Origin of the sequence: Flagellimonas pacifica (assembly GCF_900215465.1) — a bacterium.
GTDB lineage: Bacteria > Bacteroidota > Bacteroidia > Flavobacteriales > Flavobacteriaceae > Flagellimonas > Flagellimonas pacifica.
Genome location: NZ_OBEH01000001.1, coordinates 516,127 through 537,664, shown reverse-complemented (window position 1 = coordinate 537,664; position 21,538 = coordinate 516,127). Strand labels below are relative to the sequence as shown.

Annotated in this window: 23 protein-coding genes; 6 read left to right on the top strand and 17 right to left on the bottom strand. The window is 37.7% G+C overall.

Features of this window, described 5'->3' with window-relative positions:
- Positions 1 to 11: 11 nt before the first annotated feature.
- On the bottom strand, positions 12 to 533 hold the full coding sequence (locus tag CRO15_RS02440; protein ID WP_097044184.1) for a PAS domain-containing protein: 522 nt from the start codon (positions 531 to 533) through the stop codon (positions 12 to 14).
- 173 nt (positions 534 to 706) lie between these two features.
- Here CRO15_RS02440 and CRO15_RS02435 point away from each other — a divergent pair, with 173 nt between their 5' ends.
- From CRO15_RS02435 to CRO15_RS02425, 3 genes are all read left to right on the top strand, one after another.
- Positions 707 to 1,555, top strand: coding sequence for a helix-turn-helix domain-containing protein (locus CRO15_RS02435; RefSeq protein WP_097044183.1), 849 nt, complete (start codon positions 707 to 709; stop codon positions 1,553 to 1,555).
- A 281-nt stretch (positions 1,556 to 1,836) separates the two neighbouring features.
- Positions 1,837 to 2,385 carry a carboxymuconolactone decarboxylase family protein gene (locus CRO15_RS02430; protein WP_097044182.1) on the top strand — a complete coding sequence of 183 codons (549 nt, stop codon included), beginning with the start codon at positions 1,837 to 1,839 and terminating at the stop codon, positions 2,383 to 2,385.
- Positions 2,386 to 2,422: 37 nt separating this feature from the next.
- Positions 2,423 to 2,815, top strand: a complete 393-nt coding sequence (locus CRO15_RS02425; RefSeq protein ID WP_097044181.1) for a cupredoxin domain-containing protein — start codon at positions 2,423 to 2,425, stop codon at positions 2,813 to 2,815.
- Between the two features lie 50 nt (positions 2,816 to 2,865).
- On the opposite strand, the gene CRO15_RS02420 is transcribed toward CRO15_RS02425, so the two are convergent.
- Entirely contained in the window at positions 2,866 to 3,444 is a 579-nt protein-coding gene (locus tag CRO15_RS02420; RefSeq protein ID WP_097044180.1) for a TetR/AcrR family transcriptional regulator, read from the bottom strand.
- 133 nt (positions 3,445 to 3,577) lie between these two features.
- On the opposite strand from CRO15_RS02420, the gene CRO15_RS02415 reads away from it, so the two are divergent.
- Entirely contained in the window at positions 3,578 to 4,027 is a 450-nt protein-coding gene (locus CRO15_RS02415; RefSeq protein WP_243396886.1) for a COG2426 family protein, read from the top strand.
- Positions 4,028 to 4,065: 38 nt separating this feature from the next.
- Here CRO15_RS02415 and dinB read toward each other — a convergent pair whose 3' ends face one another.
- On the bottom strand, positions 4,066 to 5,166 hold the full coding sequence (gene dinB / locus CRO15_RS02410) for a DNA polymerase IV (RefSeq protein WP_097044179.1): 1,101 nt from the start codon (positions 5,164 to 5,166) through the stop codon (positions 4,066 to 4,068).
- Positions 5,167 to 5,193: 27 nt separating this feature from the next.
- Here dinB and CRO15_RS02405 point away from each other — a divergent pair, with 27 nt between their 5' ends.
- Together CRO15_RS02405 and CRO15_RS02400 are read left to right on the top strand one after the other, a co-directional pair.
- Entirely contained in the window at positions 5,194 to 5,670 is a 477-nt protein-coding gene (locus tag CRO15_RS02405; RefSeq protein ID WP_097044178.1) for a CYTH domain-containing protein, read from the top strand.
- Positions 5,667 to 6,332 carry a lysoplasmalogenase gene (locus tag CRO15_RS02400; RefSeq protein ID WP_097044177.1) on the top strand — a complete coding sequence of 222 codons (666 nt, stop codon included), beginning with the start codon at positions 5,667 to 5,669 and terminating at the stop codon, positions 6,330 to 6,332. Before CRO15_RS02405 ends, CRO15_RS02400 begins: the two co-directional genes overlap by 4 nt.
- A gap of 19 nt (positions 6,333 to 6,351) precedes the next feature.
- Here the strand turns inward: CRO15_RS02400 and pheS are convergent, their stop codons facing one another.
- From pheS to CRO15_RS02330, 14 genes are all read right to left on the bottom strand, one after another.
- Complete coding sequence (pheS, locus tag CRO15_RS02395; protein ID WP_097044176.1) at positions 6,352 to 7,371, bottom strand: phenylalanine--tRNA ligase subunit alpha; 1,020 nt, start codon at positions 7,369 to 7,371, stop codon at positions 6,352 to 6,354.
- Positions 7,364 to 8,056: a hypothetical protein gene (locus CRO15_RS02390; protein WP_097044175.1), complete on the bottom strand. Its 693-nt coding sequence runs from the start codon at positions 8,054 to 8,056 to the stop codon at positions 7,364 to 7,366. Before CRO15_RS02390 ends, pheS begins: the two co-directional genes overlap by 8 nt.
- Positions 8,057 to 8,077: 21 nt before the next feature.
- Positions 8,078 to 9,937 (bottom strand): SulP family inorganic anion transporter, encoded by a 1,860-nt coding sequence (locus CRO15_RS02385; protein WP_417935198.1) that lies wholly within the window; start codon positions 9,935 to 9,937, stop codon positions 8,078 to 8,080.
- 110 nt (positions 9,938 to 10,047) lie between these two features.
- The gene (locus CRO15_RS02380) at positions 10,048 to 10,674 is read right to left on the bottom strand and encodes a carbonic anhydrase family protein (RefSeq protein ID WP_097044173.1); all 627 of its coding nucleotides are present in this window, start codon (positions 10,672 to 10,674) and stop codon (positions 10,048 to 10,050) included.
- A 7-nt stretch (positions 10,675 to 10,681) separates the two neighbouring features.
- The gene (locus tag CRO15_RS02375) at positions 10,682 to 11,500 is read right to left on the bottom strand and encodes a universal stress protein (RefSeq protein WP_097044172.1); all 819 of its coding nucleotides are present in this window, start codon (positions 11,498 to 11,500) and stop codon (positions 10,682 to 10,684) included.
- Positions 11,501 to 11,511: 11 nt separating this feature from the next.
- Positions 11,512 to 13,092, bottom strand: coding sequence for a SulP family inorganic anion transporter (locus CRO15_RS02370; protein ID WP_097044171.1), 1,581 nt, complete (start codon positions 13,090 to 13,092; stop codon positions 11,512 to 11,514).
- A 76-nt stretch (positions 13,093 to 13,168) separates the two neighbouring features.
- The gene (locus CRO15_RS02365; RefSeq protein ID WP_097044170.1) at positions 13,169 to 13,474 is read right to left on the bottom strand and encodes a hypothetical protein; all 306 of its coding nucleotides are present in this window, start codon (positions 13,472 to 13,474) and stop codon (positions 13,169 to 13,171) included.
- Between the two features lie 56 nt (positions 13,475 to 13,530).
- On the bottom strand, positions 13,531 to 14,295 hold the full coding sequence (locus tag CRO15_RS02360) for a tetratricopeptide repeat protein (RefSeq protein ID WP_097044169.1): 765 nt from the start codon (positions 14,293 to 14,295) through the stop codon (positions 13,531 to 13,533).
- Entirely contained in the window at positions 14,292 to 16,034 is a 1,743-nt protein-coding gene (locus CRO15_RS02355) for a BatD family protein (protein ID WP_243396885.1), read from the bottom strand. Before CRO15_RS02355 ends, CRO15_RS02360 begins: the two co-directional genes overlap by 4 nt.
- Positions 16,035 to 16,069: 35 nt before the next feature.
- Positions 16,070 to 16,963, bottom strand: a complete 894-nt coding sequence (locus CRO15_RS02350) for a tetratricopeptide repeat protein (protein ID WP_097044167.1) — start codon at positions 16,961 to 16,963, stop codon at positions 16,070 to 16,072.
- Entirely contained in the window at positions 16,944 to 17,990 is a 1,047-nt protein-coding gene (locus CRO15_RS02345) for a VWA domain-containing protein (RefSeq protein ID WP_097044166.1), read from the bottom strand. Before CRO15_RS02345 ends, CRO15_RS02350 begins: the two co-directional genes overlap by 20 nt.
- A 6-nt stretch (positions 17,991 to 17,996) precedes the next feature.
- Positions 17,997 to 18,995 (bottom strand): vWA domain-containing protein, encoded by a 999-nt coding sequence (locus tag CRO15_RS02340; RefSeq protein WP_097044165.1) that lies wholly within the window; start codon positions 18,993 to 18,995, stop codon positions 17,997 to 17,999.
- On the bottom strand, positions 18,996 to 20,633 hold the full coding sequence (locus tag CRO15_RS02335) for a BatD family protein (RefSeq protein WP_243396884.1): 1,638 nt from the start codon (positions 20,631 to 20,633) through the stop codon (positions 18,996 to 18,998).
- The gene (locus tag CRO15_RS02330; protein WP_097044163.1) at positions 20,630 to 21,496 is read right to left on the bottom strand and encodes a DUF58 domain-containing protein; all 867 of its coding nucleotides are present in this window, start codon (positions 21,494 to 21,496) and stop codon (positions 20,630 to 20,632) included. Before CRO15_RS02330 ends, CRO15_RS02335 begins: the two co-directional genes overlap by 4 nt.
- Between the last annotated feature and the right edge of the window lie 42 nt (positions 21,497 to 21,538).

Genomic DNA, 21,538 nt, shown 5'->3' with positions numbered 1-21,538 from the left:
AGGATTTAGGGTTAGGCAACTTCTTTTTCAAAAGCTATAAAATTGACAACTTTTCCAGTAATATCAAAAACTGGAACTCCTTTAATTTTACAGTTGTAAACGGTTCCGTTTTTTCTGTAATTGACTAAAGTTACCTCAAAAGGTTTGCGGTTCTTGATTGCTTGCGAAACAAGTTTAGTTGTTTTTCTACAAGTCGCTTCACCCTGAAACATATTCGGTTTTTTGCCTACAACCTCATCTGGCATATACCCGTTCATTTGATGCATGTTTTGGGTGGCATAAACAATATTCAAGTCAGCATCGGTAACAACTACTATATGTTCTTTGTCCAGAATTTCCGTACGCAAAGGCAAACTACCTTTCCACTTTTCCCTTTTAGCCAAAGCGTTAAGATTTTTTATGTCATGTAGATTTTTACATACTCTACCAAAGTGCTGCGCATAGATGTCCAATGAACTTATAGGATACCCATTTATTTCTTTATCACTATAAAAATTACTTACAGCTTGGTCATAAAATTTGGTATTTTCCATACCCAATACTATAAAAAGTATGATGATTAGTAAAATTTGGTCAAGAAATTAACATTCTTGTTTAAGGAATGATGTGAAATAAGGACTTCCACCATGTGTAAGTATAAACAACATTGAAGGACTAATTGCTAATAAATTCAACCTGAACAATCAATTTAAGAAGGGAAATTGGGATGAAACACGAATATAAGGATACAAAGTTAGGTGCTATTTTAGGCTTAACGGATGATATTAAGAATGATAACAATCGTTTCTCCATAACTACCAACACCATAAAATTTTTGTGGAACAGAAACAATGAGCCATTGGTCATTAATGTTGATGAGATGGAACTGAAATTGAAGCCTAATCAATTGGTTACAGTTACCTATCTGCAAAACGTTTCTTTTTCGCAGACCAACCTGCCGCTTTCAGCCATACTTTTTAATAGGGAGTTTTATTGTATATCTGATCATGACAGTGAGGTATCATGCAATGGAATTTTGTTTTTTGGCACTCAAAATTTACCTATTATCTCAATCCCAGAAGAACAGGCTAGAAAATTCAACCTTTGGTTTGAAGTTTTTGTTGAAGAATTTTCAACCCCTGACAATATTCAAGGAGATATGCTACAAATGCTCTTAAAACGATTAATCATTATGAGCACACGTTTGGCCAAAGAACAACTTATTGTAAAAACACTGAATAATGACCAGATAGATACCATTAGAAAATTCAATTATTTAGTGGACATACATTATAGGACCAAAAGAAAAGTCAGCGACTATGCAGAAATGTTGTTCAAATCACCAAAGACGCTATCCAATTTGTTTTCCATATATAATCAGAAATCTCCACAACAAATTATATTGGACCGTTTGGGACTGGAAGCAAAACGACTTATTCATTTTACAGATAAACAAAATCAGGAAATTGCTTTTGATTTGGGATTTAATGATCCAGCACACTTTAGTCGTTTCTTTAAAAAAATGACCCAGATGACACCTTCCGAATACCGAGAAAACCTTCTTGCAAGCGCCTAAGGGAAATTTGGGCAAGCCATCGGGAAATTCTTGCTAACACTACCCTTCTTTTTCGCCACATCTTTGCTGTGTAATTAAAAGTAAGGTAAAGATGAAAGCAATAGAAAAATCAATTTTTAATCTCATAGAGATTTTTAGGACTTCAAAGAAATCCGCCGATCAGGCTGTCATACCCGCATCACATTGTGAGCAAAAACACCATCACGATTTTTATTGTGATACGGAAAAACCATTTGTAAAGAATTTTTAATCCATATAACAACACATAAAATTTTTAAACTATGAGCACATTTAATGTACCAAAAAGAGAAGAAGTAAGTAGCGCCAACCAGGCAATTTTTGACAATTTGGAAAAGGCCGTCGGGTTTGTCCCTAACCTTTATGCCACATATGCATATTCAGAAAATGCACTGGGCAATTATTTAAACTTTGCCAATGCAAAAACATCTTTGAAGGCAAAAGAGAAAGAAGCGGTTAACCTTGCCGTAAGTGAAGTTAATGGTTGTCTATATTGTTTATCCGCGCATACTGCCATTGGTAAGATGAATGGTTTTACAGAAGATCAAATATTGGAATTGAGAGCCGGTAGGGCATCTTTTGACAATAAATTGGATGCGTTGGCAAGATTGGCCAGAAATATCACAGAAAATAGAGGAGCTACCAATGCTGAGGTTGTAGATAATTTCTTTACTGCTGGATGGACTAAAGAAAACTTGATAGACACGATACTATTGGTTGGTGATAAGACCATTTCAAACTATATCAACAATACAACAGAAATACCTGTTGATTTCCCAGCGGCCCAACCTTTACAAGCCGTTGAAGCCTAATAAGAATAATAAATCGTAATAAATTAAATAAGACAAGATGAATAAAGTATTTGCAATTTTAGTATTGGCCGTTGGAACCGTTTTTTCCGCAAGCGCACAGGATAAGATGATGAAGGATGCTACAGTGAAAACTGTTGCATTAGAGCAAACAGCAGGTGAGTTTACCCAAAAACAAATTACCGTTTCTGAAGGAACCTATGTTTTTGACATTACCAATAATGGAGTAGGACATGATGTTGGCTTTGTATTGGTCAAAAAAGGAAAAGATGTGAGCAAGCCAGAAAATCACATTCAAACAGCTTATGTAACAAAACCTGTAAAAACGGGAGCGTCACAAACATCAAAACCCACAAAATTGGAAAAAGGAGAATATGTCTACTTCTGTCCATTGAATCCAACATCAACAGACAATACATTGATTGTAAAATAAAGATGGGATAGTCGACAAAAAAGCTCCTTACTAAAAGGGGCTTTTTTTGTTCATACCAATTCTGAATTTGCAAAAACAGACGGGGCTAGACTTCTGGACATGTAAATGGGCCAATCATTTTTGAAAAGATGACTTTCTGTAATGGCACTCTCATACAAAAGATAAATCCCCCCGGATATTTTTTCGGTTTCCGCCTTGGAGACGTTCAAGATATTATTGCCCACAACTTCTCCTAAATATAACAGAAGGTCTTTCTTTTGTTTTTGAATTACAGCCAAAACCTTTTTTTGTTTTGGAGAGAGTTCACCCAAGGTCTTAAGAGCCCAACAGCCATGAAATTTTTTTTCGCGATACATATCCTGTAAGAAATCAAAAATGGCTAAGAGTTGGTTTTTACCCTTCTTGCGTTTAGAGATGTAGTTTTTCAAAGAAGTAAGAAAATCTTCATGTCTCTGGGTTAAATACGCAATACAGATATCTTCTTTTGACTTAAAATGACTATACAAAGTGGCCTTTGCAATTCCAGACTTTGCAATAATTTCGTTAATTCCAGTTGAATTATATCCGTTTGAATAAAACAGTTCACCAGCAGTACTGATTATCTTTTCGCGAAGTATGGCTTTTTTCATTCTACAAATATAAAAAGACTGGTCTGTTCAGTTTGGTTATTGTTCGAAAACATTTTTCCCACAGTTAAGGGTTAATATTTTTTTAACTAGTTGGCGATGCAGTTTTAGCTTAATTTAGCAGATTAAAATTGCTATGGTGGATTTGTTGACTTCTATGCTTTGGAGTTTGTCTCCTTTTGGGGAAGCCAAAGTGGGCATACCTTATGGTATTATGAAAGGCCTTAATAGTTATTTGGTCTTTGGGGCATGCTTTTTGGCAAATGTTGCAGTATTTCCATTGATGATGTTTTTTCTGGAGCACATTAATCGTTACCTTATAAGATGGCGATTTTATAAAAAATCGGCCATATACGTTGCCAAGCGTGCCAAAACAGGGTCGGGCAAGAAAATTGAAAAATTTGGCTTTTTTGGCTTAATGTTCTTCGTTATGATTCCTTTACCAGGAACAGGAGTGTATGCGGGTAGTATAGCCTCTTATTTGTTCGGGATTGAAAAGAAGAAAGCATTTTGGGCAAACACCATAGGTATTTTTATCTCTTCAGTTTTTGTTTGGACAGTTGCCATTTCCATGAACAAAATATGATTGCTGGGCATGGCTCTGTTATGTAGAAAAGGAATTTTTCAAAAATCGAACTTTAACTGTACAGATACGGACTCCTCTTTTTCCTTTTTCTCCTTCTTTTCGGTATTGAGGTTGGCCAATGAAATACCTAACAATCTTACCGAATTCTCCAAAGAAGATTGATACAATAACTCTTTGGCAGTTTCCAAAATCAATTCTTTGTCTGCAATGTAATATGGAAGTGTTTTACTGCGAGTCTGGAGCGTAAAATCACTGTATTTAATCTTTAATGTGATGGTCTTTCCAGAGATTTTGGATTTTTTGAGCCTTCTTTCCAGTTCATTGGCTATGTTTTCCAATTTTTCTAGCATAAAAATTTCACTGCTTAGATTCTCAAAAAAAGTGCGTTCAGCTCCAACAGATTTTGGAATACGATGAGGTTTCACCTCGCTATTATGAATGCCACGAACCACATAATAATAATATTTGCCGCTCTTTCCGAAATTGCTGTCCAAGAATTCAATGGATTTTTCCTTTAAATCTTTTCCGGTAAAAACACCCAGCTTATACATTTTTTCAGCGGTGACTTTTCCCACTCCGTAAAACCTTCGGATATCAAGATCCTCCAAAAATTGAATGACCTCTTCGGGGTTAACGGTTTTTTGTCCATTGGGCTTATTATAATCACTGGCTACCTTGGCAATAAATTTGTTTATAGAGATTCCCGCAGAGGCGGTCAATCCAGTAGCGGCCAATATTTTTTGACGGATTTCTTTAGCGATGAGTGTCGCAGAAGGGTTCCCTTTCTTGTTTTCGGTTACATCCAAATAAGCTTCATCTAATGAAAGAGGTTCAACAAGATCGGTGTATTCAAAAAAGATGCTACGTACTTGTTGGGAGACTTCTTTATAGCGATCATATCTGGGCTTTACAAAAATTAAATCAGGGCAATTTCTTCGCGCAATATATCCGGCCATGGCACTGCGGACACCAAATTTTCTGGCCTCATAACTGGCAGCGGAAACAACACCCCGTTTGGATCCTCCACCCACAGCCACAGGTTTTCCCTTTAACTCGGGGTTGTCATGTTGTTCCACAGAAGCATAAAACGCGTCCATGTCCACATGAATGATTTTTCTAAGAGGAAAATCAAAGTCCATACTCAAATTTAGGGTATATTTAGTTTGATGGAACACTTAGAAATAGAACGTAAGTTTTTGGTCAGATCTGACATGTACAAGCAGGAAGCAAATTCGCAAGAGCGAATAGTTCAGGGGTTTTTGAATACCCATCCAGAAAGAACTGTACGTGTGCGAATTAAAGGAGATGCTGCTTTTTTGACTATTAAAGGGAAAAGCAATCAGGCGGGGACTACCCGGTTTGAATGGGAAACAGAAATCAACATTGCAGAAGCAACTAATTTAATTGATCTATGTGAGGAAGTCATTCTGGAAAAGAATCGATTTTTGGTTCCCTTGGGCAATCATGTTTTTGAGGTTGATGAATTTTTAGGAGAGAACAAAGGCCTTGTTGTTGCAGAGATTGAGCTTCAACATGAAGACGAACTGTTCGATAGGCCAGAATGGTTGGGAAAAGAAGTAACAGGAGATGTAAAATATTATAATTCCCAATTAAGCAAAAAGCCATTTAAGGATTGGTTATGAAAAATTCAAAAACCCGAAGGGTCATCAACATATTGAGCTTTATTTCTGCATGTTTAGCTATTTATTTTGACTCTGCTGTAGATAAAACCCTGTTTTCCATATTTAAACCCTTAACCACAATTTTAATATTGTCACTTTTGTTTTTTGTGCAAAGCGGCACACTATCCAAATACAGGAATCTCATAATTATAGCCCTGGCATTCTGTTTATTGGGAGACGTATTTTTACTTAAGGACAGTTACTTTGTTTTTGGTCTAGGGTCATTTTTAATAGGTCATTTGTTGTTTGCATCGGCTTTTATCAAATTGGAAGGATTTCATTTTCATTGGGTTTCACTACTCATTTTTCTTGTAATAGGTGGAGTTATTTTATTTTGGTTACAGCCAAATCTGGGGAATTTTGAGCTCCCAGTGACTATATACATTATTGTCATCATTTTTATGGCATGGCAAGGAATGAGCCTTTTTTTAAGACAGAAACAAACTGCTTATCTATTAATAGCTTTGGCAGTTTTATTGTTTATGTTTTCTGATACAATGATTGCCGTCAACAAATTTAGATCCCCTTTCAACCTATCTGGTTTGGTTATATTGAGCACATATTGGTTGAGTATTTCCTTAATTTCAAATGCCTCCTACCTAATTTTGGGAAAGAAAAGATAATTTTTGGTAAAAGAATATACTAAAGTGCACTTTTAAACTGTTCCAAAAACCGAATGTCGTTTTCGCTTAATAAACGAATATCCGAGATTTGATGTAACAGCAGAGCAATTCGGTCAATACCCATTCCGAAGGCAAAACCAGAATATATATCTGAATCAATTCCACAGTTTTGAAGGACATTGGGGTCCACCATGCCGCAGCCCATAATTTCTAGCCACCCTGTTCCTTTGGTCATTCTGTAATCTGTTTCCGTTTCAAGACCCCAATACACGTCCACCTCTGCACTGGGTTCTGTAAATGGAAAATAGGACGGCCTAAGCCTAATCTTTGATTTTCCAAACATCTGCGATGTAAAATACTGTAAGGTCTGCTTCAAATCGGCAAAAGAAACGTCTTTATCTACATACAATCCTTCCACTTGATGAAAAAAGCAGTGGGAACGAGCAGAAATAGCCTCGTTTCTGTATACCCTTCCCGGAGAAATGGTTCTAATGGGCGGCTTGTTATTCTCCATATAGCGTACCTGTACCGAAGATGTGTGGGTGCGGAGCAAGATATCTGGGTCGGTCTGGATAAAGAACGTATCCTGCATATCTCGAGCAGGGTGATATTCAGGCAAGTTCAATGCTGTAAAATTGTGCCAATCATCTTCAATTTCAGGACCTTCTGAAACATTGAATCCTATTCGTGAAAAAATATCGATAATCTGATTTTTCACAATGGAAATAGGATGTCTTGCTCCAATTTCTATGGGTTCTCCCGGCCGGGTAAGATCTCCAAATTTCCCCTTGACATCTGCTTGGTTTTCAAATGAGGCCTTAAGTGAATTTACTTTTTCCGTAGCAGCGCTCTTCAATTGATTGATAACCTGTCCGAATTCTTTTTTCTGCTCGTTCGGGACATTTTTGAATTCGGCAAAGAATGTGTTCAGCAACCCTTTTTTTCCTAAATATTTAATTCGGAAAACTTCTATTTCATCTTTTGAGGTGGAAGTAAAACTTTCTACTTCGGCTAAATGTTCCTTAATGGTCTCAATCATTGTTGTTGGCGCTATTGGCCGACAAATTTAGCAAATTGTCTTTGAATATGTAGGCAATAAGAAAATGTACTGCAATACCACCCAACAGATGCCATAGCCAATGCGTTCCCATTGGAAAGAAGGCTTGTGATAAATCTATACTCCTAAAGTAAATTGCCACCCCAAAGATTGAAAAAGCCAAAAGTGTAAGATGAGCATTTTGCCATTTGGTTTTTGCCATGTACCATACCATGGGGAAAAGGATGGTTGAGGCTGTGATTATATAACCTAAAGAAATACGAAGCGGTGCAGGAATGGGTAAAATTCTCAGTAAAAATGAAGTTCCAAGAATGATAACAATCAACAAAAATCGTTTCCACCAAAACTTTGATAATTTAAAAATGAAATAGATAACGACTGTAAAACATAGAAGCATGATAGGCATCCAATCCAGTCTGAGCCAAAATTCATGACTTCTGGTTGCATGGAAAATCGTTCCACCAATATAGCTTATGGCAATAATTGGAAGAACCCAAGACAGGAAAAGGTGCCGTCTTGGGTTCTTGTATACTTTAGCGCCCCAATAAATGAGCAGTGCAACAAAGACCAAATTACTATAGGTGTTAAAAGGCTCCACTGGGAACCTTCCCTCTATGGTCTCCAAATAAATGGGTCCTGAATCATTTGGAAACTTCAAAAAAAGCATCACATTATTGCCAAAAAAGAATCAACTTGTATGGGTGTCTTCAATATTAGCTAAAATCCAATCTATACAATGCTGGAAGTCTTCAAAAATATTCTCCTTCGAAATTAGGTCAGGAATAATATCAATACGCTCCATCATATATTTGGGTTGATCAAGAAGGCCCACAAACAATACTTTGATGTCCTTTTTATTCAGGTCTTGCAATATGTCTTCCATGGCATATAACCCTGATTGATCCATGTATTGCATGCGGTCTAATCTGATGACGACCGTTGATGCTGTATCTGGAATTTGCTCTGCCAATTGCTGAAAATCACTTGTTGAGCCAAAGAACAAAGGACCTTTAATGTGTTTTATAAAAACTTCTTCCTTTAGTTTGGAAGGGAAGCCTTTTTCATCTGCCCAAGGTTGTTCTTTTAATGGTCTAACATTGGATCTAGTTGCAGTAAGATCCCCAATTTTTTTCATGAACATCAAGGAAGCTATCACTAACCCAATTCCCACTGCATATACCAAGTTCCAAATAGAGGACAGTACTAAAACGACTAACATGATAATGACTTCAGAGCTCAATTTTAACGGCCCAAGCTTTATGTCTTTTGGTAGGAATGGGATTGCTTTCAATCCTTTATAATCCATTACTCCAATACCTACAGTTACCAGAATCCCAGCTAAAACAGCTGCAGGAATTTGAGAAGCAATTGGTCCTAGAGCAAGAAGGATTACCAATAAAAGTATCCCAGCAACCATTCCAGAAAGTCTGGTTTTACCTCCAGAGTTAATGTTAACTACAGTTCTTATCGTGGCACCTGCACCAGGAATACCACCAAAAAATGCGGCAATACTATTTCCTATTCCCTGACCCACCAACTCTTTATTGGGTTTATGTTTGGTTTGGGTCATATTATCTGCAACTACTGAGGTCAATAAGGAATCAATTGCTCCTAGAAGCGATAATGTAAGTGCTGTAAATATGTATGGAGTAAGTGCGGATAGTTTAAATTCTGTAAAAATTCCAAGCTGTGGAATTGGAAGCCCTTCTGGAATTTGTTCAATTGGCCGATAACCTAGATCAAATCCGACAGCTACACCAGAGACTACTATTAACGCAACTAACGTGCTCGGAACGGCTGTGGTAATACGTTTAAAGCCATAAATGATAATTATGGTGGCCAATGCCAAAACTAGCTCCAACCAATTAATGTTTTGCAATGCCCTTGGGAGTACTTTTATAGTACCCATGACACCAGATGCATCTTTAGCTGCCAATGTCTTGGCTTCTTTTTGCATATCTGCAGGAGTAATTTTTTCTGCTCTTCTAATAGTTTCCTCAAAGTTTTCCAATACCAAAATTCCCTCTCCGGCTTCTTCTCTCAGAATATTTTCTAGGATTTCTTCCTCAGCGGCAGCTTTAAATTGATTGACATATTCGGCATCTTCCTTAGGGTAATAACCAACTGCAGGAAGAATTTGTGTTACCAAAATGATGACCCCAATAGCGGTCATAAAGCCAGATACAACGGGATACGGTATGTATTTTATATACTTTCCAAGACCGATGAGCCCCAGACCAATTTGCATTAATCCGGCCAAGAGAAATACTGCTAAAATAATAGGTAGAGCTTTGTTGACATCGCCATCGTGAACGGCCAGAATACCAGCGATTATTACCATGCTTACTGCTGTCATTGGTGCAGTGGGGCCGGAAATCTGCGTATTTGTGCCGCCAAAAAGAGCAGCAAAAAAACTGATGAAAATTGCACCATAAAGTCCAGCACTTGGACCTAAACCAGAACTTACCCCAAAAGCAAGCGCCAAGGGCAAGGCAACAATACCTGCGGTGATACCACCGAATAAATCTCCTCTAAAATGTTTGAACATACCTAACAGCCGTTTAAAAGTGAATAGCTGTTAAGATAGTGATTTTCAAAAAATAAAAAGGGTCAATGAAGTGTTAACATTGACCTTTTTATTACTAAGGGAAAGAAAATCTATATATAGCTCACTTTTCCATTGCCAATATCATACATGCCACCAATAATCAAAATTTCACCGTTATCCTCCATTTCCTTTAGTACAGGACTTTGGGTTCTAATGTTGTCAATGGTCATTTGAACATTTTTTTCTGCAACGGTATTTACAAAACCAATATTACCTGAATTTCTTTGTGAAGCGTCGGCAGGTTCAGATACAGCATCAACAGCAGGTTTTATTTTGCTCAACAATTCAGTTAAATTGCCCATTTTGGCATCATCGCAGGCGCCTTTTACGGCACCACAAGCGGTATGCCCTAAAACCACAATGATTTTGGTTCCGGCCAATTTACAAGCAAATTCCATGCTACCAAGGATGTCCTCGTTCACAATATTTCCTGCTACACGGGCACTGAAAATATCACCAACACCTTGATCAAAAATCAATTCTGCCGAAACTCTTGAGTCTATACAGCTCAGAATCGTGGCAAAAGGATATTGTCCAGAAGCAGTTTGGGAGACCTGTTGTAACAAATCCCTATCAGCGGGATTTTTTTCTACAAATCGATTGTTACCCTCTTTTAACAGCTCAAGGGCATTTTGAGGAGATATGGCGGCTTGTGTTTCTTTAGTATGTGCATTCATATTGTTCTTAGTTTAAAGAGTTATTAATTTTTGATTTTTGTTTTCCTGCCAAGAGAAAAGGTACATTAAATTTACCAATTACATTTTTAACATTGATATTGGTATTGGCAATGTCATCCAAATCCATGAACAAAAGATCTACGTTCGTTCTAGTAAGGTAGGTTGACATATTATTGATGGCATTGTCTTGAGGTTCAAAAACATACTCTACCATGTGTCTGTCAGCGAGCTCTTCTTGAGTGGACTCAGTTTTACCATGCTTGATCTTAAATAACTTTAATGGTTGTGAGCTTTGTTTCATCAATTGTTCCAACAATCCCATTTTCATCAAGTTTTTGGAGCTGTTTAAGGTACCTAGAGAAAGCTCCTTATCGCTCCCGATTTTTTGCTCATGGGATGCAATCAGGACCAGGCCATCAAAAGTTGACATGATATGTTTTGTGATGCTGCTGCCCAACAATTTGAACGGCTTAGATTTGCGTTGTCCCAGCACAATGATATCTGGATGGAACTCTTCTATTTTCTTTTTGATTTCCTCCTTAACGTTTCCAACCTTAAAAGTGGTACTGATTTTTACCCCATAATCTTCGGTAATTGGATTTACCAATGCGTTGATTTGGCTTTTGGTTGACGTATAGGTGTCATTGATAGATCTAACGGCAGAAAGTTGATTGTCCTGCTTTACTACGCCTAGAGGTTGTTTTACGTGCAACAATGCAATTTCGCCACCGATCATTTTTGCCAAACTGGCGGTATTTTTCAAAATGGTGGTTGAAGTTTTTCTCAAATCTGAGAGTACTAGTATTCTATAATTTTTACTTTCCATAATTTTATTTTTTAACTCAAACTTAGTGTTGATTTTGGACGAGTTCTAAAGAACTCAATATAGCTTGATGGGTTTTCTTCCACCCCGCGTTTAGAGACCAACTGAATATCGATATTCCGCTGCTTTGCCTTTAAGGCAAAATCTTCAAGAATTTCGATGATATCATTATCAAGGAATCTCGTATTTAAAAGATTTAATTCCAAGTAAGTATCATTTGGAAGGCTGTCCAACTCCTTTAGAATAGCACCCTTATTAAAAAAGGTCACTTCTTCGGCCAAGGTCATTTTGATTCTATGCTTGCCATTACTTTTGTCTTCAATATGAAGGAAGTGGGAGTTTTGGTAGCTTTTCAATAAAATCACAACAATACCGACCATAAGACCCAATCCGATGCCAATCAACAAATCCGTGAAAACGATACCAAAAACAGTAACTGTAAAAGGAATAAACTGTTTCCAACCCAAACCGTACATTTTTTTGAACAAAGCAGGTTTGGCCAATTTATAGCCGACGAGGAACAGAATTGATGCCAATACGGATAGTGGAATCATATTGAGCAACCGTGGAATTAAAATGACGGAAATCAACAAGAAAAAACCATGAATTATAGCCGATGCTTTAGTTCTTCCGCCAGATTGGATGTTTGCCGAACTGCGAACGATAACTTGGGTAACGGGTAATCCTCCTAAAAGACCGGAGATACTATTACCTACTCCTTGGGCAAGAAGTTCCTTGTTTGTAGGGGTGGTTCTCTTATCGGGATCCAATTTGTCCGTGGCCTCCACACAAAGAAGGGTTTCCAAACTTGCTACCAAGGCAATGGTAAAAGCGGTGATCCAAACCTCGGAATTACCTATTACGGCAAAATTTGGAAAGCTCAGTAAGTTACCCAAAGACTCTATGCTTTCAGGAATTGGAACACTTACCAATAGTTTCTCATTTATTCCCCACTCAGAATTGCCATTGGTGAACACGAAATATAATATCCCAACGACGACAGCTACCAAAGGCCCCTGCACCAGCTGGAAAATTTTTGATTTCTTACTTAAAACTTTATCCCACAGAATAAGGATTGCAAGAGCGATTACAGCAATTAAAGTGGCTCCAGGACTTATAAAGTTCAAGGCGTTAAAAATGCCACTAACGGTAGTTTCCCCATCTGTTTGGAAAAAGGAAAAGTTGGAATTATAACCGAAGAAATGGGGGATTTGTTTTAATATTATGATAATCCCGATTCCGGTAAGCATTCCTTTGATTACAGAGGATGGAAAATAGTAAGCAATGACACCAGCTTTTAGAATGCTAAAAACAATTTGGATGAGGCCACCAAGAACAACGGCAACCAGAAAGTTTTCAAAACCTCCCAAGGTTCCTATAGCGGTCAATACTATTGCCGCCAAACCTGCCGCAGGACCACTGACCCCGATGTGGGAACCACTAAGGGAACCTACAACGATCCCTCCGATAATTCCAGCAATTAAGCCTGAAAATAGAGGTGCTCCACTAGCCAGCGCTATTCCTAAGCAAAGGGGTAGTGCCACAAAAAATACAACGATACTTGCAGGCAAGTCGTTTTTAATATGTTTAAACATGATAATAAAATAGTTGTGCCCCCAACAGTGTTTTTAGGTTGGAGACGATTAGAAATTGATCGATAAATAGTGAGGGTTAAACCAATTTCTCAGGTGGCGGCAGGAATATCTCTGCCATGTAATCTGTGTTAAAAAGTAGATATTCGATGTTTTCTACTTCCGTAAGATCGAAGAATAGCCCATTGTTCATATCAAAGGGTCCAGCAAACAAGTTTTTTTCTCCAATTTTTTTTTCAGATTCCTTTTCTTGTTTTTCTTCATCATTAGTATCTAAAAGAACGACTACTGCACAATCCTTATTTAATAAGGAAATAATGGATGGAGTCAATATGGAGAATATTAACATAAGACAAATCATCGGATGTGCTATGGTCTTAAGCATTTGGGTACTTTGTGGCAAAAATAAGGTGAAACAATATTTTTTCTGTTAAGGAAACTTTAAAAATCTTTCAACAATTTTAAGTTGTTCTTGGGTAACCATCCGGTTTGCCCATCTGCCAATTTAATTTTCTTCCAATCTTTAAGTTGGTCCAGAACATTGACCTTGGTCCCTTCATGTAACATAAAGACAACCTCACTATTATTGTTGGGTTCTGCATTGATTTTTACCTCTTTGCTAAAAATGATAGCGGGATTATCATTTTTGAAATCCTGATACTGCAGATAGGCCAATAGCACACTCAAAGCTCCTCCAATCAAGAATAAAACACTGGCAATAAATGCTATGCGTTTTTGGGAGGCGAAGCGCAAAAAGAAATAGGCCAAGTAGGCCAAAACAAACAAAATAATCAGCAAGATGCATAAATATGCCCATTGATCAAATGATAAAACAGTGACAAAATCATTGTATAATTGCGCGATTTCCGTTTTGGGCATTTTCTCCACAGCATCCAATCTCATATTTTGGGCATATCCGAGATTATTCAGGATTTCGCCATCGTTTGGTTTTAAAAGTAGTGCCTTTTCATAATAATAAATACTTGGACCAATGGCATTTAATTTATAGTGGCAATTTCCTAGATTAAAGTATAGTTCTGCAGAATGCTCCCCATTTTCTAAAATTTTATCATAGTTTTCAATGGCCTTTGAGTACTCACCATTATTATAATGTTCTGTAGCTTGGTCAAAAATGGAACTGTTCTGAGACACCCCAAAAAAGAACACAAACAAACAAATGAGGGTACTTAACTGTTTAATGCTCATAATTGCTTGTCCATTTTAGAGATTACTTCACTGGCCTTTTCATAATCATTCTGCATTTGTACATCTGAAAAAGGGCTGTAACGAGCCATTTCACAGTTTTTCAAAAGGCTTATAAATCCTTCTACATAAGAACTTTCCACATTTTTATCCGTTAAAATTGCAGTGATTTTTTCTTTGCTAAATTCTGAAGTTTCTATCTTCAGTTTGGCTTTTAGATAATTATGAAGTCCTTTTTCAAGAGCGACATAAAATGCCTCTTTGTTGCCCAATTCCTTTTTTGAGGTTGAAAGGTATTTTTTGGCAAGCTTGTTGGCTCTTTTTATCTTATTTCCGGCCACATCACTGGCTATGGCCTCTCTTTTCTTAAAAAAGAAAACTGCTATGGGAATTAGTAACAAGGGAGCAAATAGTAAGAGATAGAACTTGTTTGAACCAAAGAAATAATTGACGCCTATCTTGCTTAAATTGGGATTGAGCTTTATAAAATGAAATTGCTTTCCTGTTGGTACTACAAATTGTTTGTTGTTTGATGGTGTTACTGCATTGTCTGATGCTCCAAGGGGGCCTTCCAATACTTCAATATTGATTTCCTCTGAATTTAAGGTAACGTATTTTGCGGTTTTTGGGTTAAAGTAACTAAATGAAATACCGGGAATAGGATACTTGCCTCTGTATGAAGGCACAATAGTGTAATTATTGGCAACTTTGCCTTCCATTCCTGAACTAATGGTACGTACATTTTCATCATACTCTGGTTCGTACACTTCCAAAGCACTTGGGAGTTCTGGCTCTGGAAGTTGGAATAGCTTCAAGTTTCCTTTTCCGCTGACCTGAACCTTTGCTTGTAGCGATTCAGAAGCGTTTAACTGCTTTTTACTTGTTGTGACTGAAAAATCGAAATCTCCAACAGCTCCCCCAAAATCTGTAGGTTTGCCTGCTTCCGGCAATGCCTTAACATTTAGGGTGCGCTTTCCTGCAGAAACAGTTTTACTGGTCTGGGAATAAATACGGCCTCCAAAAAAGTCTCTTCTGTTGGTAGGCACATCTACAAATATTTCTAGTGAAAGCGGTTCAATTTCTAACCTTCCAAATTTCTGAGGGTACAGTACTACTCGTTTTAGTACAACATAACGGTACGGTTTTCCCTTATAAGTGCCATTCTGAGCAGTATGTTTTGTAACTGGAATTTCTTGGCTCCAAAAATTATTATATTTAGGATTGTCCAGTGGGCGGTAGTTGGTAACACTGATGTTTGGACTCACAAATAATTTGTAGACAACCGTAACCGCCTCATTTAAATAAGGGCTTGTCTTGGAGACTTCCGCTACCAAATGCAGACTTTCATCTGCAACATCATCCACTGTTTTTTCGCTATTGGGTTTATCTACAGCAGCTGTAACCTCAATGGCTTTTGGAAGAGTTTTGTAGGTTTGCCCGCTTATTTCAATAGTGGCTTGTTTAATGGTAAACTTGCCTCTTGCTGTTGGCACCAAAATATAGGAATACGATTTGGAAAAGGTTCGTTTTCCGTTAATCCAGGATGAGCTTATGGATTGGGAGGGTCCCATGACCACCTTGAAACCTTCAAACGGAGGGGGGTTGAAATTATCCCCATCTTTATTCATGGTAAACTCTACCCGTAAGCGCTCATTAATGCCCAATTTTTCCTTGCTGACCTTCAGCTCAAACGTGACTTCATTTTCTTGGGCATGCGAAGAAAGTCCTAAAAACAAGGACATACTCAAAAACAAAAATTTGAACCACACTTTTTGCATTACCAGTCTTTCTCGTTTTTAGTCTTTTTGCCCCTTACCTTTTTCGCTTCCATTTTTTCTTGGACTTTCTTTTCCTCATTTTGCATAGCTTCTAACAAATTTTGAATCTGTTGTTTGGATAGCTGATTGGGTCTAGGTTGTTGTTTTTGTTCTTCGGGCTGATCACCTTCATTGGGTTTTTTCTCTTGCTCTTTCTTTTTATCGCCGTCTCCTTCTGTGTTCTCTTCTGGTTTATTTTCTCCATTATCGCCTTCATCTCCCTTGTCCTTGTTCTCATCTTCATTTTGCTCCCCTTCATTTTCCTTGTTCTGGTCGCCTTCGTCGTTCTGATCCTTATTTTGATCTTTTTGATCCTCTTGGTCTTGTTTATCCTTATTGTCTTGGTTTTGATCGTTTTTTTGCTCGTCCTGTTGTTTCTCCAACATCTTTTTGGCCAATGCTAGATTATAACGGGTCTCTTCATCTGTTGGATTATTTCTCAACGCTTCTTTGTAGGCTTCAACAGCTTTTTGATACTCTTTGTTCTTCATAAAGACATTGCCCATATTATGAAACGCCTTATGCTTTTTTGGTTTTTCGACCGTTTTTTCACCAGCTTGCTTAAATCTACCAAAAGCTTCACTATAACTTTCTCTATTGTAATAGGCGGTACCTAGATTAAATGGTGCCACAGTGTTTTCTCCACTCTTGGAAATAGCCCTTCTATAATTGGACTCTGCAGTGGTAAAATCGTTTGAAGTAAGTTCCTTGTTAGCCTCCCACGTAAGATTTGTGGAAGCTTGAAGAGCTTTTTCGGCCTCTTTGATCACTTCATGTTCCTGTGCTTGACCAGTTAAACTGGCAAACAACAATAGGCCAAACATCCATCTTATCTTATACCTTATCGTGTTCATTAAAAAGGTTTAGTTTTTTCAACCACTTAGTTTTTCTGTCGAGAACGAAAATATCCAAAAATAGAAATAAAAGACCTATGCCCAAGAACCATTGAAATTGGTCCTTATACTCGGCAAATTGCTTGGCCTCAAATTCCTTTTTATCCATCTGGTTCAATTGCTCTTTTATGTATTCTACAGCATTTTCTGTATTGGAGCCTTCAATATATTCTCCATTACCCTCACTAGCTATTTCCGAAAGGACTGTCTCATTTAATTTTGTAATGACCACTTCTCCTTGGTTATCCTTTTTCAAACTTTGAACAATCCCATTTCTTTTGATGGGAATGGGAGCGCCTTTTGGTTTTCCTACCCCAATGGTAAAGATGCGTATCCCATTTTGGACAGCATTTTCAACAGCATTGATAGTTGATTGTTCTGAGTGGTCTTCTCCATCTGAGATTATGAATAAGACCCTATTGGTTTGGTCATCATCGTCATAATAAGTGCTTGCCAAATCTATGGCGGCATTAATTGCAGTTCCCTGGGAAGAAAGCATATTGGTGTTCATGCCCTGCAAGAACATCTTAGCAGCTCCGTAGTCAGTGGTAATGGGCAATTGCGGATATGCCTGACCAGCATAAGCAATAATTCCAATTCGATCGCTGGCCAATTGATTAATGATTTCTGAAACCAATCTTTTGGCTTTTTCCAATCGATTTGGGGCAATATCCTCAGCGAGCATACTTTTAGAAACATCAACGGCAAAAACAATATCAACTCCTTCGCGTTTTACCGTTTCCAGCTTTGTTCCAATTTTTGGGTTGACCAGACCAATAATCAAAAAGGCCAATCCCAGTAATAAAAAAATCAATTTTAAGGCTGATTTGAAACTAGACTTATTTGGGGCCAATCTTCTTAAAAGTTTGATCTCCGCAAACTGGCGTTGAGTTCTTTTTTTCCAAACTTGAAGAAAGAAAAAAGCCAGAACCATTACCGGAATAATGGCCAATAGGTAGAAATACATTTTTTCATCAAGTTGAATCATTCTTCTCTAAATAAAACTTTTAAAAATTGAGTTGCGCAATACCCATTCAATTAATAACAATACTCCAGCCAATAATATCAAGGGTCTATATTTTTCTTCGTATTTATAGTATTTAAATTCTTCTATCTCCGTCTTTTCCAATTTATTGATCTCATCATAAATCTCTTCCAGTTTCTCATTGTCCGTAGCCCTGAAATATTTTCCGCCGGTCACATCTGCGATTTCTTCCAAGAGTTTTTCGTCAATTTTCACCTCTCGCATTCCATATCTAAATGACCCATCAGGATTGTAAGCAATTGGTGATAAGGCATTGCCATTGGTGCCCAGACCTATGGTATAGGTTTTTATACCAAATTCCACAGCTAGATCAGCAGCTGTATTGGGTTCAATAAAACCCGAATTGTTCACTCCATCTGTCAAAAGAATAATGACCTTACTAATGGCCTTACTTTCTTTTAATCTATTCACCGAAGTTGCCAAACCCATACCTATTGCGGTACCATCTTCCAATTCACCATATGTTATTTCCTTTAGGGCACTCAGGGCAATGGATTTATCACTTGTAATGGGGGTTTTGGTATAGCTTTCACCGGCATAGCCCACAAGACCAATGCGGTCGTTGGGACGCTGTTTGATAAAATCCCCAGCTACTTCTTTCAGTGCCGTGAGCCTGTTGGGCTTTAAATCACGAGCCAACATACTAGAGGAGACATCAATTGCCATAACAATATCAATTCCTTTTGTAGTCTTGGTTCGTGTAGAGATATCTTCAGTCTGGGGTCTTGCCAATGCTGTTATGATAGCAGCAAGTGCTAAAAGGCGCAGTGCAAAAAGGACAGGTCTTAGCTGGGAGGCAATGTTTTTTACTGAAAATCCTTTTATACTGGAAATTTTCAAGGATGCTACTTCATCTTTTCGTTTGAAAAAATACCATAGCAAAGCCATTGGAAGCAAAAGCAGCAACCAAAAAAACTGTGGATTTGCAAATTCTATATTCTCAAACATTTAGGTCTGCGTTTTTACATCTAAAGTGTTCAATATTCGGCTTACAATTTGTTCGGCATAATCATCACCATCTTCCCAAGTAATGGCAATTTGCTGAATGAATCCTTTGCCACCAAACATTAAGATATTATACTTTATTTTTTTTGACTTTTCAGTTATAGGATTCTTAAAATTACCCGTGCCATATACTTTAAGTCCGGTAACACCTGATTGAGTGGTAAACTCCTCTTGCTTGGTAATAATGTTTCTGATGCCCACCTGCTCAAAAATACCGATAGCTGAACCAATAGCTCCTTCAAAATCAGGGTCACTCTGGTTTTTGAAAGTCACTGAAGTACTGCTTAAGGAAAGGTTTTGAGTATAGCTTCCGTAAGCAAAAGTTTGTATGTCTTGAATGCTGTCCAATATCTCTTGCGGGAGTTCTACCTTTTGACGGAGAAGTACATCTGGTGTCTCAATTTCAATGGGTGGAAATCCATAAGAACTCGCAACCCATTCACCTTCCAATAATTCTTTTGTTGGGTGACCAAAAACAGTATCCTTAACTTCTCTAAATCCAAAATAAGCTACGGAAAATGCACCTCCTATAAATAGGATTCCAGCAAAAATAGCAGCGGCCCAATAGATTTTTTTTCGTTGCTTTTTCTTGGCAAGTTCTTCTAAATATTCGGCATTTTGCAGCAATTCTTCTTCTGTAGGCTCTGGAAGGGCATCATGTGTTTTGACTACAATTTGCTCTACTGCTAGGCGATCTTGCTCTGCAATGGAAGTTGGAGGCTTTGATTTGGCAAACTTCACCAAATCAGCAGTTTGTAATATTTTTTGGAATTGGGTTATGGTATCATCATCCAAGTTGAGTTCTCCGGAATCCTTTAACATCTCCAATTTTGTGATCAGTTGTCCAGTAGTACTTTCCAAAGCGGAAACATGGACATCTTCTTCTAAATAGGAGCGTACGATATCTGTAAGCTCTGAATAGTATTTTTTGTACTCGTCATGGATAAGGTATTTAGAATTTTCCAACTTTTTAAGCTCCAATAAGGCTCTGTCATATGGTGGGAGCAAAGCTTCTTTTTCTTCTTCGGTAAGCGGTTTTTTTCTTAGGAAGAACCAATATGCCAATCCACCAATTATCAAAAGAGCAAGAAGTATCGTCAATCCGATTTTCCAAATTTTAGCATTGCTTTTTTCAACCTCGATCAGAGGTTTTATGTCAAACATTTTCTGCTTTATGGTATCCACTACCACATCGGCCACTTTAATACGGAAAGAATCGGTGAAAAAGGGTTGTTCATTGATTGCTATCCGCTGGGGTGGAATAGTATATGCCCCACTATCAAATTGAGTAAGGGCATAAATGCGTTGAAGAATTACTTTATTATTGTTTTTGATTGTGTCCTGCATAATAGCCTCTACCGTTTCCAGTGGAGAAAAAGTTTGCCCTTCTGGAAAATGGACGACATTCAGGGAATCTGTTTCTACGGTAATGGTATATTGAATCTGTTCTCCAATTTTTATGGAAGTGGTGTCAATTGTTGAAGTGATTTTGGAATCATCTTGAGAGAATCCAACAAAAGATAGGAGCATCAATAATGTAGTACAGACTATTTTAGAATTTAACTTTTTAGCTCTCATCATCCTCTACGTTTAAAATAGCCCAACAATTTTTTCACATAGCTCTCATCCACACGGCAATTGATCACACCACAACCAGATTTGGTAAATGAATCCACAAAATAGGCAACCTTGTCTTTATGGAACTGTCCATAAGCGCTACGTACTTTTTTGGAGCGTGTATTTACCAATTGCAATGCACCGGTTTCAGCATCTTGCATTTGTACCATTCCCAAATTGGGAATGGATTCTTCGCGTTCATCAAAAACTCTGATGCCTGTAACATCATGTTTGTTGCCTACAATGCGCAACGTATTGTCGTAATCGTTAGCAATAAAATCGGAAAGCACAAATACAATGGCCTTTTTCTTCATCACATTGGTCAAAAACTTTAATGCTTCGGCAATATTGGTTTGACTGCTTTTTGGAGTAAACTCCAAAAGTTCCCTGATAATACGAAGTACATGGCTTTTCCCTTTTTTGGGAGGGATGAACAGTTCCACTTCATCAGAAAACAGAATCAGTCCAACTTTATCATTGTTTTGTAATGCTGAAAATGCAAGGGTTGCAGATATTTCGGTAATAACCTCTTTTTTAAATTGATTGGTGGTTCCAAAGAGTTCAGAGCCACTAATATCAACCATCAACATCATGGTAAGTTCCCGTTCTTCTTCAAAGACTTTCACAAAAGGCTCGTTGTACCTTGCAGTAACGTTCCAATCAATATTTCTTACATCATCCCCAAATTGATATTGTCGTACTTCACTAAAAGTCATACCTCTACCTTTAAAGGTAGAATGGTATTCCCCACCAAAAATATGGTCGGAAAGACGCCTGGTCTTTATCTCAATTTTACGAACTTTTTTTAATAACTCTTTTGTATCCATCTGCAAGCAAACAGTATTCAGCAATCAATTTTTAAGGTGGTG

Excerpts from the sequence above, each read along its gene's own strand:
- CRO15_RS02440 (WP_097044184.1), bottom strand. The coding sequence starts at position 533 with ATGGAAAATACCAAATTTTATGACCAAGCTGTAAGTAATTTTTATAGT.
- CRO15_RS02435 (WP_097044183.1), top strand. The coding sequence starts at position 707 with ATGAAACACGAATATAAGGATACAAAGTTAGGTGCTATTTTAGGCTTA.
- CRO15_RS02430 (WP_097044182.1), top strand. The coding sequence starts at position 1,837 with ATGAGCACATTTAATGTACCAAAAAGAGAAGAAGTAAGTAGCGCCAAC.
- CRO15_RS02425 (WP_097044181.1), top strand. The coding sequence starts at position 2,423 with ATGAATAAAGTATTTGCAATTTTAGTATTGGCCGTTGGAACCGTTTTT.
- CRO15_RS02420 (WP_097044180.1), bottom strand. The coding sequence starts at position 3,444 with ATGAAAAAAGCCATACTTCGCGAAAAGATAATCAGTACTGCTGGTGAA.
- CRO15_RS02415 (WP_243396886.1), top strand. The coding sequence starts at position 3,578 with ATGGTGGATTTGTTGACTTCTATGCTTTGGAGTTTGTCTCCTTTTGGG.
- dinB (WP_097044179.1), bottom strand. The coding sequence starts at position 5,166 with ATGGACTTTGATTTTCCTCTTAGAAAAATCATTCATGTGGACATGGAC.
- CRO15_RS02405 (WP_097044178.1), top strand. The coding sequence starts at position 5,194 with ATGGAACACTTAGAAATAGAACGTAAGTTTTTGGTCAGATCTGACATG.
- CRO15_RS02400 (WP_097044177.1), top strand. The coding sequence starts at position 5,667 with ATGAAAAATTCAAAAACCCGAAGGGTCATCAACATATTGAGCTTTATT.
- pheS (WP_097044176.1), bottom strand. The coding sequence starts at position 7,371 with ATGATTGAGACCATTAAGGAACATTTAGCCGAAGTAGAAAGTTTTACT.
- CRO15_RS02390 (WP_097044175.1), bottom strand. The coding sequence starts at position 8,056 with ATGCTTTTTTTGAAGTTTCCAAATGATTCAGGACCCATTTATTTGGAG.
- CRO15_RS02385 (WP_417935198.1), bottom strand. The coding sequence starts at position 9,937 with ATGTTCAAACATTTTAGAGGAGATTTATTCGGTGGTATCACCGCAGGT.
- CRO15_RS02380 (WP_097044173.1), bottom strand. The coding sequence starts at position 10,674 with ATGAATGCACATACTAAAGAAACACAAGCCGCCATATCTCCTCAAAAT.
- CRO15_RS02375 (WP_097044172.1), bottom strand. The coding sequence starts at position 11,500 with ATGGAAAGTAAAAATTATAGAATACTAGTACTCTCAGATTTGAGAAAA.
- CRO15_RS02370 (WP_097044171.1), bottom strand. The coding sequence starts at position 13,092 with ATGTTTAAACATATTAAAAACGACTTGCCTGCAAGTATCGTTGTATTT.
- CRO15_RS02365 (WP_097044170.1), bottom strand. The coding sequence starts at position 13,474 with ATGCTTAAGACCATAGCACATCCGATGATTTGTCTTATGTTAATATTC.
- CRO15_RS02360 (WP_097044169.1), bottom strand. The coding sequence starts at position 14,295 with ATGAGCATTAAACAGTTAAGTACCCTCATTTGTTTGTTTGTGTTCTTT.
- CRO15_RS02355 (WP_243396885.1), bottom strand. The coding sequence starts at position 16,034 with ATGTCCTTGTTTTTAGGACTTTCTTCGCATGCCCAAGAAAATGAAGTC.
- CRO15_RS02350 (WP_097044167.1), bottom strand. The coding sequence starts at position 16,963 with ATGAACACGATAAGGTATAAGATAAGATGGATGTTTGGCCTATTGTTG.
- CRO15_RS02345 (WP_097044166.1), bottom strand. The coding sequence starts at position 17,990 with ATGATTCAACTTGATGAAAAAATGTATTTCTACCTATTGGCCATTATT.
- CRO15_RS02340 (WP_097044165.1), bottom strand. The coding sequence starts at position 18,995 with ATGTTTGAGAATATAGAATTTGCAAATCCACAGTTTTTTTGGTTGCTG.
- CRO15_RS02335 (WP_243396884.1), bottom strand. The coding sequence starts at position 20,633 with ATGATGAGAGCTAAAAAGTTAAATTCTAAAATAGTCTGTACTACATTA.
- CRO15_RS02330 (WP_097044163.1), bottom strand. The coding sequence starts at position 21,496 with ATGGATACAAAAGAGTTATTAAAAAAAGTTCGTAAAATTGAGATAAAG.